At 66.6% G+C, this 16,615-nt stretch carries 9 protein-coding genes; 2 read left to right on the top strand and 7 right to left on the bottom strand.

The annotated features are described in order from the left end of the window. Nucleotides 1-353 precede the first annotated feature (353 nt). The 3 genes from ACFWIX_RS14050 to ACFWIX_RS14040 are packed head-to-tail and all read right to left on the bottom strand — an operon-like array spanning nt 354 to nt 7,941. A complete protein-coding gene (locus tag ACFWIX_RS14050; RefSeq protein WP_377216743.1) occupies nt 354-4,106 on the bottom strand; it encodes a 1,4-alpha-glucan branching enzyme in 3,753 nt (1,250 codons plus the stop codon). A gap of 2 nt (nt 4,107-4,108) precedes the next feature. Further along, complete coding sequence (gene treS, locus ACFWIX_RS14045; protein WP_377216742.1) at nt 4,109-5,902, bottom strand: maltose alpha-D-glucosyltransferase; 1,794 nt, start codon at nt 5,900-5,902, stop codon at nt 4,109-4,111. Further along, nucleotides 5,899-7,941: an alpha-1,4-glucan--maltose-1-phosphate maltosyltransferase gene (locus tag ACFWIX_RS14040; protein WP_377216751.1), complete on the bottom strand. Its 2,043-nt coding sequence runs from the start codon at nt 7,939-7,941 to the stop codon at nt 5,899-5,901. Before ACFWIX_RS14040 ends, treS begins: the two co-directional genes overlap by 4 nt. Nucleotides 7,942-8,132: 191 nt before the next feature. Between ACFWIX_RS14040 and glgP the strand changes: the two genes are divergently transcribed. Together glgP and ACFWIX_RS14030 are read left to right on the top strand one after the other, a co-directional pair. Continuing rightward, a complete protein-coding gene (gene glgP / locus ACFWIX_RS14035; protein ID WP_377216741.1) occupies nt 8,133-10,751 on the top strand; it encodes an alpha-glucan family phosphorylase in 2,619 nt (872 codons plus the stop codon). 33 nt (nt 10,752-10,784) lie between these two features. Beyond that, complete coding sequence (locus ACFWIX_RS14030; protein WP_377216740.1) at nt 10,785-12,566, top strand: thiamine pyrophosphate-requiring protein; 1,782 nt, start codon at nt 10,785-10,787, stop codon at nt 12,564-12,566. Between the two features lie 28 nt (nt 12,567-12,594). Here the strand turns inward: ACFWIX_RS14030 and ACFWIX_RS14025 are convergent, their stop codons facing one another. From ACFWIX_RS14025 to rlmB, 4 genes are read right to left on the bottom strand one after another with little or no spacing between them, the layout of a single operon-like run. Further along, nucleotides 12,595-12,951 (bottom strand): barstar family protein, encoded by a 357-nt coding sequence (locus ACFWIX_RS14025; RefSeq protein WP_377216739.1) that lies wholly within the window; start codon nt 12,949-12,951, stop codon nt 12,595-12,597. Between the two features lie 9 nt (nt 12,952-12,960). After that, the gene (locus ACFWIX_RS14020; RefSeq protein WP_377216738.1) at nt 12,961-13,410 is read right to left on the bottom strand and encodes a ribonuclease domain-containing protein; all 450 of its coding nucleotides are present in this window, start codon (nt 13,408-13,410) and stop codon (nt 12,961-12,963) included. A gap of 12 nt (nt 13,411-13,422) precedes the next feature. Then, nucleotides 13,423-15,534, bottom strand: a complete 2,112-nt coding sequence (glgX, locus tag ACFWIX_RS14015) for a glycogen debranching protein GlgX (RefSeq protein WP_377216737.1) — start codon at nt 15,532-15,534, stop codon at nt 13,423-13,425. Between the two features lie 8 nt (nt 15,535-15,542). Continuing rightward, nucleotides 15,543-16,532, bottom strand: coding sequence for a 23S rRNA (guanosine(2251)-2'-O)-methyltransferase RlmB (gene rlmB / locus ACFWIX_RS14010; protein WP_377216736.1), 990 nt, complete (start codon nt 16,530-16,532; stop codon nt 15,543-15,545). Nucleotides 16,533-16,615 lie beyond the last annotated feature (83 nt).

Below are 16,615 nucleotides of genomic sequence, written 5' to 3'. Positions count from 1 at the left end.
TTGGCACACTATTGAGTTCTCAAACAACAGACACACCCGGCACCACCCAAACCAACGTTCAGGATCGCTCCGGAGCAACTTTTCAAACTTACCCGCTGGCTTCACTCTTGTCAAACCGGCGTCCGCGACTGTCCAAGCCGTGAGGCTGTGTTGTCGGTTTTTCCGTCTGACTCCGTGGAGCAGCGCGGAAATAAACTCTACCACCACTTCTGCAGAAGCGCCAACCCGGCTTCAGCCCCGCCCCTTCCACCGTTCGCCGGAGCACGAAAAAGCCCGGAATCACGCGGATTCCGGGCCCTTCGCGGAACTGGTCAGACCGGCTTGTCCTGCCACCGGGCCAGACCACCCGGGGACTATTCAGCGGTCCCCGCGCCAGCTGTCCCCGCGGCCGGCTTGAAGTACGCCGCTCCCAGCGGCGGAAGGGTGACGCTCAGAGTTGCCGGCTGGCCGTCCTGGCCAATCTCCTTCGCCTGCAGGTCCCCTGCGTTCAGGACACCGGAACCCCCGTACGTGGTGGAATCGGTGTTGAGAACCTCGGTCCAAGCTCCGGCGGTGGGAACGCCGAGGGTATAACCCACATGCGGAGCGCCGGAGAAGTTGATAGCGCACACCACGGGGTGACCGTCGGTGTCCCAGCGGATGAAGGACAAGACGTTCCGGTCCGCATCCCCGCCGTTGATCCACTGGAACCCGCTTGGTTCGTTGTCCTTCGCGTACAGCGCAGGCGTGGAGCGGTAGAGCTCGTTGAGGTCCTTGGTCAGCAGTTGGATGCCCTTGTGCGCCGGGATGTCCGCAAGCCACCAGTCCAGCCCGTGCTGTTCGGACCATTCGGCTTCCTGCCCGAACTCGGTTCCCATGAAGATCAGCTGCTTGCCCGGATGCGCCCACTGGTAGGCCAGGAATGCCCGCAGGTTGGCGAGCTGCTGCCAGCGGTCGCCCGGCATCTTGCGCAGCATGGAGCCCTTGCCGTGGACTACTTCATCGTGGCTGATGGGCAGCAGGAAGTTCTCCGTGAAGGCGTACACCAGCGAGAAGGTCACCGTGCCATGGTGCCACTTGCGGTTCACCGGGTCCTCGGAGGCGTACTTAAGCGAATCGTGCATCCAGCCCATGTTCCATTTCAGGCCGAAGCCCAAGCCGCCGTGGCTGGTGGGGGCGGTGACACCCGGAAACGCCGTGGATTCTTCGGCGATCATGACCGCGCCCGGGTGGGTCTTATAGACCGTGGCGTTCACTTCCTGCAGGAACGAGATGGCTTCCAGGTTCTCCCGCCCGCCGAAGCGGTTGGGCTGCCACTGGCCTTCCTCCCGGGAGTAGTCCAGGTAGAGCATGGAGGCCACGGCATCCACACGGAGGCCGTCAATGTGGAACTCGTCCAGCCAGTACAGGGCGTTGGCCACCAGGAAGTTCCGCACTTCCGTACGGCCAAAGTCGAAGATCAGCGTGCCCCAGTCGGGGTGTTCTCCCAGATTCGGATCAGCGTGCTCGTACAGGGCCTCGCCGTCGAACCTTGCCAGCGCCCATTCGTCCTTGGGGAAGTGCGCCGGCACCCAGTCCAGCAGCACGCCAATTCCGTTCTGGTGCAGGGTGTCCACCAGGTAGCGGAACTCGTCCGGATGCCCGAACCGGGAGGTCGGGGCGAAATAGGAGGTGACCTGGTACCCCCAGGAGCCGCCGAAGGGGTGCTCGGCAACGGGCATGAATTCCACGTGGGTGAATCCGAGCCACTTGACGTACTCCACCAGTTCCTTGGCGAGTTCGCGGTAGCCGAGGCCCAGGCGCCAGGACCCCAGGTGCACCTCATAGACGCTCATGGCGGAGTTGTGCGGGTCGCGCTGGGCGCGGGCCTCCATCCATGCATCGTCCTTGAAGGCGTAGGAGGGCTCCACCACCCTGGATGCGGTCAGCGGCGGGACCTCCGTGCCGAACGCGAGCGGATCGGCCTTTTCGACCCAGTGCCCGGCCCTGGTCCGGATCTCAAACTTGTAGCACGCGCCTGCTAAAACACCCGGGACGAAGATTTCCCAAACCCCGGAGGAGCCCAGTGAGCGCAAGGAATTCTCCCGGCCGTCCCAGGAGTTGAAGTCGCCCTTGACGCGGACGGCCTGCGCGTTCGGTGCCCAGACGGCGAAGGACACACCGTCCACGTCGCCGAGGGAAGACTTGTAGTGCTGCACGTGTGCGCCCAGCACCTCCCACAGTTTTTCGTGCCGGCCCTCGCCGATCAGGTGCAGGTCAACTTCTCCCACGGTTGGCAAGTACCGGTAGGGTTCGTCCACGGTGACCGGTGACGCTCCGGGATAGGTGACAGCCAGCCGGTAGTCGGGAACGTGGCCCTGCTGCAACGGCTCGAGCACAGCCACCCAGACGCCGTGCTCCTCGTGCTCCATGGGGAATTCGCCGGCCTCGGTGATGACAGTAACGGCCTCGGCCAGGTGCTTGACCGTACGGATGGTGACGTGGCCGTAGTCATCGAGGTGGGCGCCCAGGACGGAGTGCGGGGCGTGGTGCTCTCCGTTGGCGATCTTGCCCAGCGTGCCGGAATCCACGTGGAGGGGCACTCGCGGGCGTTCAGTTCGTGCGGAACCTGTCGTCATTTCGTTACCTTCCGATGCTGCTCCAGCTGGGGTGCCGGAGCCGTTACCGCTGAGGAGCCGCCTGGAGGCGTTCACGGGGATCGCCAGCCAGTCGGGCCTGTTACGCATTTCATAAACTACTTCGTACAGGGCCTTGTCCAGCCACAATGCCATAAAGAGGGGCGACTGCCGGTCCACCGGGGCGGGGGTGACCTCCGAGTACCCGGCCAGGAACGCATCGGCACAGTCGTCCACCCAGGAATCGGGTACCTTAGCGCCTTCCTGCTCGCGTCCGGCGGCACCGGCCGCGTAGTCGAAGGACCGCAGCATGCCCACCACGTCGCGCAGCGCGACATCGGGGATGTTGCGCTCTGCGATGGGCCGCATGGGTTCGCCCTCGAAGTCCAGGATCGCCCAGCGATGGCTGTCCTCGCCCGTACTTGCGCCAGGCCCGGCCACCTGGAGGATCTGGCCCAGGTGCAGGTCCCCGTGGATGCGCTGCAGCGGCCCCGGGGAGGCGCCATCGAGTCGCGCGAGCAGCGCTTCCAGGGCGTCGTCGTAAGGTCCGACGGCGGTGCGCGCTTCCGCCCATGCCTGCCGCACCCGTTGGGCTACTGCCGCGGCGATCGCCTTTCCGGTTTCGGCCTCCGACGACTGTCCGAGCGTCTCCGCAAGCCGCCGGTGGACCGTGGCCGTGGCCGCGCCCAAGGCACGGGCCTCGGCGGTGAACCCGGTGCCGGAGCGGGCGGCATCCACGGCCAGTCGCCACGCATCGCGCCCGCCGGCCAGGAATTCATGGGCCACCGCCAGTTCGCCTTGTAAGTAGCGCGGGCCGCCGTCGGACCCGCCGGTACCGGAACCGCCGCCTGCCACGGCACCGTTAACGTGCTGCACCAGCCACTCACCGCGGACCCAGCCCAGCGTCGCGGGCACCTCCGATGTGCCGGCAGCCGTCAGTGCGGCTCCCACTTCAACCTCGGGGTTGGTGCCGGCGGAAAGCACCCGGAAGAACTTCACGATCGCCGCCGATTCGCCGTCGTCCACGATGACCGAACTGTTGGACTGCTCGCCGGACAGGACCTTGACCACTCCCCGCGCGGTAGGCAGCCGGTGCGTCCCGGCGACATGAAAGCCGGCGGCGCTGCCGGAGGCGGCTTTCTCCTGCCCGCGGATGAGTTCGAGGAAAGCTCCCACGAAGTCGGGGTCGTGGACGGCGTCGTAGACCCAGGGGCGGGACGGGTCGGTTCCCGCGGCCTCGCCGATCAGCGCGCGTTCCATGCCCGTCGCGGGTGCTGGCCGGAAGCTCAAGGGGACCTGCACCACGGCAGTCCGCCGGCCGCCGTCGGGCGTTGGCGTGGTGATGTTCAGGAGGAAGACCGCCAGGCCCGCGTGCCTGGCGGGGTCCTCCAGGCCCACGCTGCCTGCCTGGGACATCTCGAAGTGGGGTGATTTGACCGGAAACCACCGTTGCTCCGGCAGCCACTGTTGCAGGAGCGCGGTCAGTGCGGGGGTGAGGATGGGCTGGTTCATGGTCAGTCCTCGATCGATAGGATCGGCATCGCCTGGGTGTAAGGAGATGATGGGTTGGAAGCTGCAGACCGGAGCCGCAGCCAGTAAAAATCGTGGCTGCCCAGCGTCAGTGTCAGCGTGCCGTCCCCGTTGATGGCGGGGAACGGCTGGCCCCCGAACACGTCGCGGAGGCCGCGGTCGGCGTACTCGGGGATCTCGAGCGTGGCGGCAACGGGATGCTGGGACAGGTTGAACGCGCACAGCAGGGTCTCGCCGGTCAGTCCGGCGCTGTTGCCGTCCGGCAGTTCACGGAGGTAGGCGAGGACGGCGTCGTGGTCGGCCGCCACATGCCGGAAGCTCCCCAGCCCGAAGGCCGGGTGGTTCTTGCGGACGCTGAGGATCTGCCGGGTCCAGCGGAGCAGCGAGCCTGAGTGTGCCGCCTCTGCCTCCACGTTCGCCATCCCATAGTTGTAGACGAGGGACTGGATGGGAGGAAGGTACAGCTTGCCCGGATCAGCGCTGGAAAACCCGGCGTTGCGGTCCGGGTTCCACTGCATGGGGGTGCGGACGGCGTCCCTGTCCTCGAGCCAGATATTGTCGCCCATGCCGATCTCGTCCCCGTAGTACAGGAACGGGCTGCCCGGCAGGGAGAGCAGCAGCGCGTTGATGAGCTCAATCTCGGCACGGGAGTTGTCCAGCAGGGGCGCAAGCCGCCGCCGGATGCCGATGTTGGCCCGCATCCGGGGATCGGGCGCGTACCAGCCAAGCATCGCCGCACGCTCGTCAGCGGTGACCATTTCAAGGGTGAGTTCGTCGTGGTTGCGCAGGAACGTGCCCCACTGCGCGCCTTCCGGGATGTCCGGAGTGTCCTCCATGGTCTCGATGATGGGGGCGGCCTTCTGGTCCCGCAGCGCGTAGTACAAGCGCGGCATGATGGGAAAGTGAAAGGCCATGTGGCATTCCGGTTCCTCCTCGGTGCCGAAGTACTCCACCACCTCGTTGGGCGGCTGGTTGGCCTCCGCGATGATTACCCGGCCGGGATACCGTTCGTCCACCATGGTGCGGAGCTGTCGGAGGAACTCGTGGGTGGCCGGCAGGTTCTCGCAGTTGGTGCCCTCCTCCTCGAACAGGTAGGGAATGGCGTCCGCCCGGAACCCGTCAATCCCCTGGTCCAGCCAGAACCGGACCACGTCGAACAGGGCCTCGATCACCTTGGGGTTTTCGAAGTTCAGGTCCGGCTGGTGGCTGAAGAACCGGTGCCAGAAGAACTGCCGCCGGATCGGATCGAAGGTCCAGTTGGATTCCTCCGTGTCCACGAAGATGATCCGGGCGTCCTGGTACTTTTCGTCGGTGTCGCTCCATACGTAAAAGTCGCCGAACGGACCGGCCGGGTCCTTCCGAGACTCCTGGAACCAGGGGTGCTGGTCCGAGGTGTGGTTCAGCGGGAGGTCGATGATCACCCGGACACCCCGGGCGTGGGCCTCCGCCACCAGCCGCTTGAAGTCGCTGATGGTGCCGAATTCGTCCAGGACCGAGTTGTAGTCGGAGATGTCGTAGCCGCCATCCCGCAGCGGGGACTGGAAGAAGGGGGGCAGCCACAGGCAGTCGACGCCGAGCCACTGCAGGTAGTCGAGCTTGTCGATCAACCCCGAGAAATCCCCGGATCCGTCCCCGTTGGCATCCGCAAAAGCCCGGACCAGCACTTCGTAGAACACGGCTTTCCGGTACCACAGCGGGTCATGCTGAAGCCCCGGGGCGTTTAGCTCAAAGGTGTTCTTGGGAGTGAAATGGCCCGGACTTTGCGGAGTGAAATTCACTGATGCGCTCTCCTGACATGCAGGATGTGGGCCGGCTCCACGTGCGGGTCCAGCCGCACGTAGTTGTACTCGCCCCACTCCCAGCTTTCACCGGAGATGAGGTCGTCCACCCGGAAGCCTCCGTTAGCGGTGAGGTCGTCCGGGTCCAGTTCCAGCGCGGCCAGGTCCAGCGAGACGGTGCTTTCCCTGGTTCCGTGCGGGTCCACGTTGACCACCACGATGATGGTGTCCTTGGATCCGTCCGGGAGCACTTTGTGCTTGGAGTACACCACTGTGGCGCTGTCGGTGCAGTGGTGCACGGTGAGGTTCTGCAGGTCCTGCAGCGCCGGGTGGGCGTGCCGGATATGGTTCAGCCGCGTGATGTACGGGGCAAGGGTGCGTCCCGAGGCGGTTGCCGCATCCCAGTCCCGGGCCTTGTACTCGAACTTCTCGTTGTCGATGTACTCCTCCGCGCCGGGCCGGGCCACGTGCTCGTAGAGTTCGTACCCGGCGTAGACGCCCCACAGCGGACTGGCGGTGGACGCAAGGGCTGCCCGCACCTTGAACGCCGCAGGGCCGCCGAACTGCAGGTATTCAGTAAGGATATCCGGCGTGTTCACAAAGAAGTTGGGCCGGAAGAACGCGGCGGACTCGTGGCTGACCTCCTTGAAGTACGCCTCGATCTCCGGCTTGGTGTTGCGCCAGGTGAAGTACGTGTAGGACTGCTGGAACCCCGCCCGGCCGAGTGCATGCATCATGGCGGGGCGTGTGAAGGCCTCGGCCAGGAACACCACGCCGGGTTCGGTCTTTTCGACCTCCGCGATGAGCCACTCCCAGAACCAGACGGGCTTGGTGTGCGGGTTGTCCACGCGGAAGATCCGCACGCCATGGCTGACCCAGAGCAGGACGACGCGCAGGATCTCCTGCGAGAGGCCCTCGGGGTCGTTGTCGAAGTTCAGCGGGTAGATGTCCTGGTACTTCTTCGGCGGGTTTTCGGCGTAGGCGATGCTGCCGTCTACGCGCGTGGTGAACCACTCGGGGTGCGATTCGACCCAAGGGTGGTCCGGCGCCGCCTGCAGCGCAAGGTCCAGCGCCACCTCCAAGCCGAGTTCGTTGGCGCGGGCCACGAACGCGTCGAAGTCCTCGAAGGTGCCAAGGTCCGGGTGGATGGCGTCGTGGCCGCCTTCTTTGGCGCCGATGGCCCAAGGCGAGCCCGGGTCATTAGGGCCGGCGACCAGCGTGTTGTTCGGCCCCTTGCGGTGCTGCACACCGATGGGGTGGATGGGCGGCATGTAGAGCACGTCAAAGCCCATGTCCGCCACCGCGTCGAGCCGGTGCGCGGCGGTGCGGAAGTTTCCTGACGTCCAGGCACCGGTTTCGTGATTTTTCACGGCCCCTTCGGAACGCGGGAAGAACTCGTACCAGGCGCCCCGTCCGGCCCGGTCCCGCTCGACGCGGAGCGGGAACTTTTCCGACACCGTGACCAGCTCCCGGATGGGCTGACGCGCCACGATGTCCGCCACTCCTTGGCTGAACCCGGCGGCGAGGCGCTCCTCCGTGCTAAGCGACCGGTCCGCCAGTCTTTCGGCGACCCAGCGCAGTGTGGCACGGTCTGCCTCGGGTCGGGAGTCGTCGCCGGCCGCCTCGGAGAGCAGCGCCGCGCCCTCGTCGAGCATCAGCTCCACATCGATTTCCGCAGCGATCTTCACCTCTGCGTTGTGGTGCCACGTGCCGTAGCGGTCATGCCACGCTTCGACGGCAAAGGACCAGTCCCCCACCTCCGACGGCGTGAGGACGCCTTCCCACCGGTCCGTCCCCATGCCACGTTCCCCCCGCGGCGGTGCGAGCCGTATGCGCTGGCGTTCAGCACCGGCCGGATCGAACAGGACGGCGCTGACGCCGAGCTGGTCGTGCCCTTCCCGGAAAGCCGTGGCACCCACCACGATGCCTTCTCCGGGCAGGGCCTTCGCCGGGAACTTTCCGCCCTCCACCACAGGCTGCACGGCGGTGATCGGAAACCGACCGAACCGCAGGCTGTCCGTGATGCTGGCCCCTGACATTTTCGTTGATGCGGCACTGGCTACTGAGTTAGTCGTCACAAGCTCGACGTTAGCGAGAAACACCCAGGAATGCTAAGGATGCTCACTAATTTAATGGCCGGGCGCGTCATTTCGGGCCGGCTCCTGTCATTTACCCAAAAGAAACCCAATGCTGGTTCCGGCGGTGCACCGAGTCGGTTAGTGTGGCGCAGGTGAAGGCAATCCGCAGGTTTACGGTCCGTACAGTCCTCCCCGAACCCATCCGGCCGCTGGCCCGGCTGGCCAGCAACCTGCGGTGGTCCTGGCACCGTCCCACGCGGGAGCTCTTTGCCGGGCTGAACCCCAGGCTGTGGGAGGAAAGCGGCCAGGATCCCATCGGTTTCCTGGGCATGGTAAGCCGCGAGGAATTCCAGCAACTGGCTGCGGACCAATCTGTGGTTGAACGGGTTCACGCCGCCGAAGCCGACCTCAACCGCTACCTGCAGGAACCTCGCTGGTACCAGGGCCTGGGCCCTGACGCCCCAGCGGCGATCGCCTACTTCTCCCCGGAGTTCGGCATCACCGAGGTACTTCCCCAGTACTCCGGCGGCCTCGGCATCCTGGCCGGCGACCACCTCAAGGCAGCCTCAGACCTTGGCGTCCCCCTGATCGGCGTGGGCCTGCTCTACCAAGCCGGCTACTTCAAGCAGTCCCTGTCCAGGGACGCCTGGCAGCAGGAAACCTATCCCGTGCTGGACCCTGACGGGCTGCCGCTGACGCTGCTCCGCGAGCCCTCCCCGGACGGCAACGGAAAGCCACTACAGGTCACGCTGCCGCTCCCCAACGGCCGGCGCCTGCTCGCGCACATCTGGCGCGCCGACGTCGGACGCGTCCCGCTGCTGCTCCTGGACTCCAACGTTCCGGGCAACGACGACGCCGCCCGCAGCATCACGGACCGGCTGTACGGCGGCGGCGGCGACCACCGCCTCCAGCAGGAACTGCTCCTCGGCATGGGCGGGGTGAAGGCGCTGCGCGCGTTCCAGCAGCTCACCGGCACCGCAGCGCCCGAAGTTTTCCACACCAACGAGGGCCACGCCGGCTTCCTGGGGATCGAGCGGATCCAGGAGCTCATGTCCGGGGACCAGAAACTCACCTTCGACGAGGCCCTGGCGGCAGGCCGCGCCTCCACCGTCTTCACCACCCACACCCCGGTGCCGGCAGGCATCGACCGCTTCGAAATCACGCAGATCAACCACTTCTTCCAGGCCGGGCTTGCCCCGGACGTGCCCGTGGACCGGATCCTGGAACTGGGGCGGGAAAACTACGCGGACGGCAATCCGTCCGTCTTCAACATGGCCGTCATGGGGCTGCGCCTGGCGCAGCGGGCCAACGGTGTTGCCAAGCTCCACGGCGAAGTCTCGCGCGGAATGTTCGCGGCGCTCTGGCCGGGTTTCGACCACTCGGAGGTGCCCATCACGTCCGTGACCAACGGCGTGCACGTGCCCACCTGGGTGGACAGCAGGATTTCGAAGCTGGCCCGCGACCAGTTCGGCAGCGAGGCCGAGGCCAACGGCCGCTGGGACCTGGCTTACAACGTCAGCGACGCGGATGTATGGGCGCTACGGCGCGAGCTGCGCTCCGCCCTGGTGGACGATGTCCGCCGTCGCCTGCGCGCGGCGTGGAAGAAGCGCGGGGCTGCTGACGCCGAGCTGGCCTGGACGGACACCGTGCTGGACCCCGATATCCTCACCATCGGCTTCGCCCGCCGCGTGCCCACATACAAGCGGCTCACGCTGATGCTGCGGGAGCCGGAACGGCTGAAGGCACTTCTCCTGCACAAGGAACACCCCATCCAGCTGGTGATCGCGGGCAAGTCCCACCCGGCGGACGATGCCGGCAAGAAGATGATCCAGGACCTGGTCCGCTTCACCGACGACCCCGAGGTCCGGCACCGGATCGTGTTCCTTCCCAACTACGACATCGCCATGGCGCGCACCCTCTTCCCGGGCTGCGATGTGTGGCTGAACAACCCGCTGCGACCGCTGGAGGCCTGCGGCACATCCGGTATGAAGGCCGCCCTGAACGGTTCGCTGAACCTCTCAGTTCTGGACGGCTGGTGGGACGAGATGTACGACGGCGAGAACGGCTGGGCGATTCCCACCGCCAACAACGACGCCTCGCCGGAGGAACGCGACGACATCGAGGCGGCCGCACTCTACGAACTGCTGGAGACGCAGGTTGCCCCGCGGTTCTACGGCAGCACGGTTTCCGAGGGGGCCGGTGCTGCCGGACCGTCGACGTCGGAGGCTGAGAAGGTGCCCACGCACTGGGTGTCGATGATCAAGCACACCCTCTCGCACCTGGGCCCGGCCGTTTCCGCTGAGCGCATGCTGCGCGACTACGTGAACGTCCTGTACCGGCCGGCGGCCGAGGCGGGCCGCAGCGCGGTGGCTAATTCCTTCTCGCAGGCGCGCGCCCTGGCCGCGTGGAGCGCCGTGGTCCGGGCGGCATGGCCGCAGGTGCACGTGGAACACGTGGACTCGGTGGGCGTCTCGGAGGACCCGCAGATCGGCGATACCCTTCAGGTCAACGCCTACGTGGGCCTGCACAGCCTTACCCCGGCTGATGTGTCCGTCGAAGTGGCGTACGGCCGTGCACAGGAGAACGACACCCTGACCGACATCACCGTTATGGAACTCAAAGCACAGGAGGACCTCGGCAGCGGACGCCACCTGTTCAGCGGCTCCCTGGTGATCGACCGCTCAGGCCCGTTCGGCTACACCGTCCGCGTCCTGCCCCGCCACGACGCCCTGGCATCCAAGGCCGAACTGGGCCTGATCGTCAACGCATAACGGGCAGGACCCAAACCGCTGCAGGAGGATCCCGTGAACGACCGAACCGTGGCAGACCTGATCGTGGACCGGCTCACAACGTGGGGCGTCAATCGTGTGTTCGGGTACAGCGGGGATGGAATCAACGGGTTCATGGGAGCCCTCCGTCGGGCAGAGGGACGGATTGACTTCGTGCAGGCACGGCACGAAGAGACGGCGGCTTTCATGGCTGTCGGCCATGCCAAGTACACCGGCGGGGTCGGTGTGGTCACTTCCACGCAGGGCCCGGGGGCCGTCCACCTCCTCAACGGTCTCTACGACGCCAAGCTCGACGGCGTTCCGGTGGTGGCCATCGTGGGACAGCAGAGCCGGACGGTCCTGGGCTCCGCCTACATGCAGGAAATTGAGCTGACCGTCCTGTTCAGGGACGTGGCAGCCCAGTTCGTACAGCAGGTTAACGCGCCCGAACAGCTTCCCATGGTGCTGGACCGTGCCTTCCGCACGGCCAAGGCAACCTCCTCGCCGTGTGTAGTGATCCTGCCGCACGACATCCAGTCGGCGCCGGCACCGGAGCTGGGACACGAACACGGCGTGGTGGTCACCGCGCCGACGTGGAGCACGTCCGCCAAGACACCCCACGGGGAAGACCTGGACGCCGCTGCCGCCATCCTTAACAGTGCGCAGCGGGTGGCGCTCCTCGTGGGCCAGGGCGCGAGGCACGCCGGTGCGGAAGTGGTGGCCGTGGCGGAGCAGTTGGGGGCGGGCATTGCCACCAGCCTTCTGGGGAAGCCGTATGTGGATGAGTCCCTGCCGTTCGCCGTGGGGACCATGGGACACCTGGGCACAACCGCCAGCGCCCATTTGCTGGGCAACTGCGATGCGCTGCTGATCATCGGTTCCAATGACCCCTGGACCGAGTTCTATCCCCCGCCAGGGGCCGCCCGAGCCGTCCAGATCGATATCGACGAACGGAAGATCGGCAACCGCTACCCCGTGGAAGTGGGACTGGCAGGAGACGCCGCACGTTCCCTTCAGGCCCTTGCTTCCCGGCTCAACCCGCGACCAGGCGGGCAATGGCGGGCCGACGTCGAGCAGGAAGTCCTGCGGTGGCGGGCACTGGCCGGGGAGCGCGCAGCAGTGCCGGCCGTGCCCGTGAACCCGGAACGGGTGGTGCGCGAACTCAACGGCCGGCTTCCCGCCAACGCCCAGGTGAGCGTCGACGTCGGCAGTTGCGTTTACTGGTACGCCCGCCAACTGGTCCTTCCGCCAGGGGTGCCTGCGCACCTTTCGGGGACGCTGGCCAGCATGGGCTGCTCCATCCCCTACGGCATTGCCGCCAAGCTTGCCCGCCCCGACCGGCCGCTGGTGGCGCTGTCCGGGGACGGAGCCATGCAGATGCTGGGGATTGCTGAGCTGGTGACGGTGGCCCATCGCTGGCGGCAGTGGCAGGACCCCCGGTTCATCGTGTGCGTCTTCAACAACCGTGAGCTGGCGGAAGTTACCTGGGAGCAGCGGGAGTCCGAGGGCGAGCCGCGGTTCGGCGCCAGCCAGGAGCTCCCCGATTTTCCTTTTGCCGACTACGCCGGGCTCCTGGGGCTCTCGGGCATCCGGGTGGAGGATCCTGAGCTGCTCGGTGATGCCTGGGAGCGGGCATTCGCGGCGGACCGCCCGGTGGTGATCGAAGTGCTGACCGACCCCGAAGTTCCCCTCCTGCCGCCTTTTCCTGCAGGCCGCACGAAGGCGAAAAGCATGCGCGAGGCGCTCGCCGAGGAGGCAAGCAGCGGCCGGGCGCTCAATCTGCTGGGCACCTACGCCGGGCACGAGGAACGCCCCTAGGGATTCCGGTTGTTGTCAGGGCAGGCTGTCAGAGCATGACAGCGGTGACTGCGAGGTCCTTGCCGGCGTAGCTTTCCGCGTCCTGCAGGACCTCGCAGAGCACGCCGAAGGAACGGTCGGCGCGGAACGGCGCCGCCACAAGCCACAGCACAGTGACGGGTGCGCCGCCATTCTCCGTGAGGGCGTCGGCGAAGTCATGGAGGGAGTCGTTCAGCGCGTCGAGGTTGACGCCGTAGTGCTCGGGGAAGTCGAGGACCTCGCCGAACGTTTCCAGCACCGCTTTCTTGCTGTCCGCTGCCGGTACCACCAGGCTGCGGCGGCCGGCGTCCGCAGCCTGGTCCTGCAGCTCTTCAAGGGTCCAGGTATCGCCGGAGTAGATCTTCATTGCTGTGGTTCAGCTGCCTTCCGCTATGAATCTGAATGACTCGTAATGATCGTCGGTGTAGTACTTGTCGCCGTCCTCGCCGGCCACGATGCGCCGCGCGCCGCGGTCCGTTTCGCCGGGCGTCCGCACCGTGTATTCACGGTAGTAGCCCGGTTCCCGGCGCGGGAGAATGCGCTCGAAGTTGCCGAACGTTCCACCGTCCTGGCTGTAGCGGTACGGCCCGCCCTGCCGGATCTGCGCCAGGACCTCCCGGCCCTCCAGGGGCAGCGCGGCCTCGCGGATCTCCGGCAGCCCTGCAGGATTGGCGACGCCGGCCGGTGCCTGCGCGCCTGCAGGGGCTGCCGCCGTCGGACTTTCCATAGCGCTTCCCAGGAAGCCCGGGAGTCCGGTGCCGCCCAGGGCGAGGAACAAAACCACGACGGCGGCGAGCAGCACGGGAACGATGGAACGGTTGCGCATGGGTCCCCGGGGCTATGTGCGGTAGATGTTGACGGCGAACGCCTCAAGCAGGTCCCGTTCGCCTGAGGCAACCCTGCTCCCCTGCCGCAGCTCGTGCAGTGGGGAGGTGGTAAGCCGCAGTTCGAACATCCGCCGGGATGCAGCGTCTCCGGGAATCGCCGGAAGCGCGAACTGGACGTCCTCGGTGCCGCCATTGACCACAACGAGGCCGGCGAGGCCTCCTTCGTCCGATCCCACCAGGAGCTGCACTACGCGGTTGGTGGGGTCGTTCCAGCGCTCCATGGACATGGGCTTCCCGTCCTGGCCGAACCAGTGAAGGTAGGACTGCTCGTCGCGGACCGGGAAGTCGTGCGGCTGGGCGGCCAGGAATTCCTTCCGCAGCCGGATATAGCGCTTGGTGCTGCGCAGCATTTCGTGGGACTCCGGGGTCCGGGTCCAGTCCAGCCAGGCGATCGGATTGTCTTGGCAGTAGGCGTTGTTGTTCCCGTGCTGGGTTCGGGCCAGCTCGTCCCCGGCAGTGATCATGGGCACGCCCAGGGAGATCAGCAGAGTGGCCATCAGGTTTCGGCGGGACTGGGCGCGCCGGGCCAGGATCTCGCCCACCTCGGTAGGGCCTTCCACACCGTGATTGTAGCTGCGGTTATCCCCGTGGCCGTCGCGGTTCTGCTCGCCGTTGGCCTCGTTGTGCTTGCGGTCGAAGGACACGAGGTCGTTCAGGGTGAAGCCGTCGTGCGCCGTGATGAAATTGACGGAGGCCAGCCGGGAGCGGCCCGAATGCTGGAACAGCGCAGCGGAACCGGACAATGAATCTGCCAGCCGGGCGATGGACCCGCCCTGACCGCCGGACTCCAGGGCGGCGCGGTCCGAGAGCCAGAAGGAACGCACGGAATCCCTGAAGTGGTCGTTCCAGTCGACCCAGCCGCCGGGGAACCGGCCGGTCTGCCAGCCGCCGTGGCCCACGTCCCACGGCTCGGCGATCAGCTTGACGTCGGAGAGTACCGGATCGGCGGCGATGGCCACCAGGAAGGGGTGCCGCGGATCAAAGTCGTTCGCGGCGTTGCGGCAAAGGGTGACGGCCAGGTCGAAGCGGAAACCGTCTATGTGGAACTCGTCCGCCCAGTAGCGCAGCGAGTCCAGCACCATCTGGACCACCCGGGGCTCGCCGAAGTTCAAGCTGTTGCCGCAGCCGGTGGTATCCACGTACCGGCCGTGGCCGTCGGTGCGGTAGTACGTGTCCTCACCCAGGCCACGGAAGCTGAGCATGGTCCCGTCCGGGCCGCCCTCGGCGGTGTGGTTGTAGACCACGTCCAGGATCACTTCGATGCCGGCTGCGTGCAGCAGCTTGACCATGCCCTTGAACTCGTCCTGCACGGCCTGCGGCCCGGCGTCCTGGGCAGCCTGGGTGGCGTATGCCGGGTGCGGGGCGAAGAAGGCGGCCGTGTTGTAGCCCCAGTAGTTGGTCAGGCCCAGGTCCTGCAGGTGAGGCTCATCCAGATGGAAATGCACTGGAAGCAGCTGCACCGACGTGATGCCCAGCGCTTTCAGGTGCTCCACGACGGCGGGGTGCGCCATGCCGGCGTACGTGCCGCGGAATTCCTCCGGAACGTCCGGGTGCAGCATGCTTTGGCCGCGGACATGCGCCTCGTAGATGATCGTGTCTCGCCACTTGATCCGCAGCCGGTCGTCGCCGCCCCAGTCGAAATCGCCCGCCATCCGCACGCTGGTCAGGAAGCCGTCCCGCTGGTCCACGGCGCGGCCGTACGGGTCCAGCAGCAGCGGCTGCCCGCCGTCGTCGTCAACATCGCGGGTGGGTACCGCAACCGGCAGCGACTCCTGCGCCGCGGCCTTCCGGAACCCGTAGCGGGAACCGTACGGCAGGTCTTCCACGATCCCGTGGTGGACGCCGTGCGTAACGTTGGGCAGCGCCTGGACCCTCCAGTCCCCGCCTGGAGCGATGTAGACGATCTCCAGGCTGTCGAGCCCCGGTGCATAGCAGGCGACGTTCGCCCTGCCGCCCGCGTGGTGCCGGGTCCCGCCCGAATCCCCGCGCGGCACCGTCACCCCGAGGGGCGACGCCGTGGAGGAGTCGATGGTGGAGGCGGTGTCGAAGAGCGGCATGACCATGGGGCCTGCTACGTGGTGGCGCGCTGGCGGGACACCTCGTACAGCGAGATGCCCACCGCCATCGATGCGTTCAGCGACTCCATGGCGGAATCGATGGGGATCGAGACGATCTGGTCGCAGTTCTCCCGCACCAGCCGGCTGAGGCCCTTGCCCTCGGACCCCACCACGATGCATACCGGCTCGGCGGCCAGTGTGAGGTCGGGCAGCGAGACGTCACCGTCACCGTCCAGGCCCAGGACGTAGATGCCCATGCCCTTGAACTGCTTCAGGGCGTTGTTGAGGTTGGAAGCGCGGGCCACGGGCACGCGGACTGCGGCGCCGGCGCTTGTCTTCCAGGCCGAAGCGGTCACGCCCACGGAGCGGCGCTCCGGAACGATCACGCCGTGGCCGCTGAAAGCGGACACTGAGCGGATGATGGCGCCGAGGTTCCGCGGGTCGGTGATGCCGTCGAGGGCCACGAAGAGCGGGGCGTTGGCGATGTGCCCCTTCTTCCATTTCTCCACCGTTTCCTCGGCGAGCTCGTAGGCGTCCTGATAGTCGTACGGCGGAATCTGCAGGACCAGTCCCTGGTGGACGGCGTCTTCGGTCATCCGGTCCAGCTCCGGCTTGCCCGTTTCCAAGAGCGGGATGCCGCGTTCGGCCGCGAGCTTCAGGGATTCCTTGACCCGGTCATCCATTTCGATCCGGATGGCCACGTGGAGGGCTTTCGCCGGGATGCCGGCGCGCAGCGCCTCCACGACCGAGTTGCGGCCCGTGACCATTTCCTCCGTGGCGCGGCCCTTGGGGCCGGACTTCGAGGCGCCGGCGCTGCGTGCACCGGTGCCGCGCTTGGCTGCCGAGCGCTCGGCCAGCTGCTTGGCCTTGTGCGCCTTGTGGTAGGGGCGGTCCTCCGCCTTGGGCGTGGGGCCTTTGCCCTCCAGGGCCTTGCGGCCATGACCACCGGTTCCGATGGTTGGGCCCTTCTTCGCTTTAACCGATCGGCGACCATTGTTGGCCATGTGTTCCACCCTTGATTGTGATGACTGAGTCTGCCTACAAGTCTACGCAACCATGTGAAATCGCCGGATCGCGTGGACTTGCG

This window comes from Pseudarthrobacter sp. NPDC058362, assembly GCF_042723515.1.
Classification (GTDB): Bacteria; Actinomycetota; Actinomycetes; order Actinomycetales; family Micrococcaceae; genus Arthrobacter.
Note: the sequence above shows the minus strand (reverse complement) of the source record. Positions and strands in the feature narration are given on the sequence as shown.

Excerpts from the sequence above, each read along its gene's own strand:
- ACFWIX_RS14025 (WP_377216739.1), bottom strand. The coding sequence starts at position 12,951 with ATGAAGATCTACTCCGGCGATACCTGGACCCTTGAAGAGCTGCAGGAC.
- glgX (WP_377216737.1), bottom strand. The coding sequence starts at position 15,534 with ATGGTCATGCCGCTCTTCGACACCGCCTCCACCATCGACTCCTCCACG.
- ACFWIX_RS14050 (WP_377216743.1), bottom strand. The coding sequence starts at position 4,106 with ATGAACCAGCCCATCCTCACCCCCGCACTGACCGCGCTCCTGCAACAG.
- rlmB (WP_377216736.1), bottom strand. The coding sequence starts at position 16,532 with ATGGCCAACAATGGTCGCCGATCGGTTAAAGCGAAGAAGGGCCCAACC.
- ACFWIX_RS14020 (WP_377216738.1), bottom strand. The coding sequence starts at position 13,410 with ATGCGCAACCGTTCCATCGTTCCCGTGCTGCTCGCCGCCGTCGTGGTT.
- ACFWIX_RS14040 (WP_377216751.1), bottom strand. The coding sequence starts at position 7,941 with ATGTCAGGGGCCAGCATCACGGACAGCCTGCGGTTCGGTCGGTTTCCG.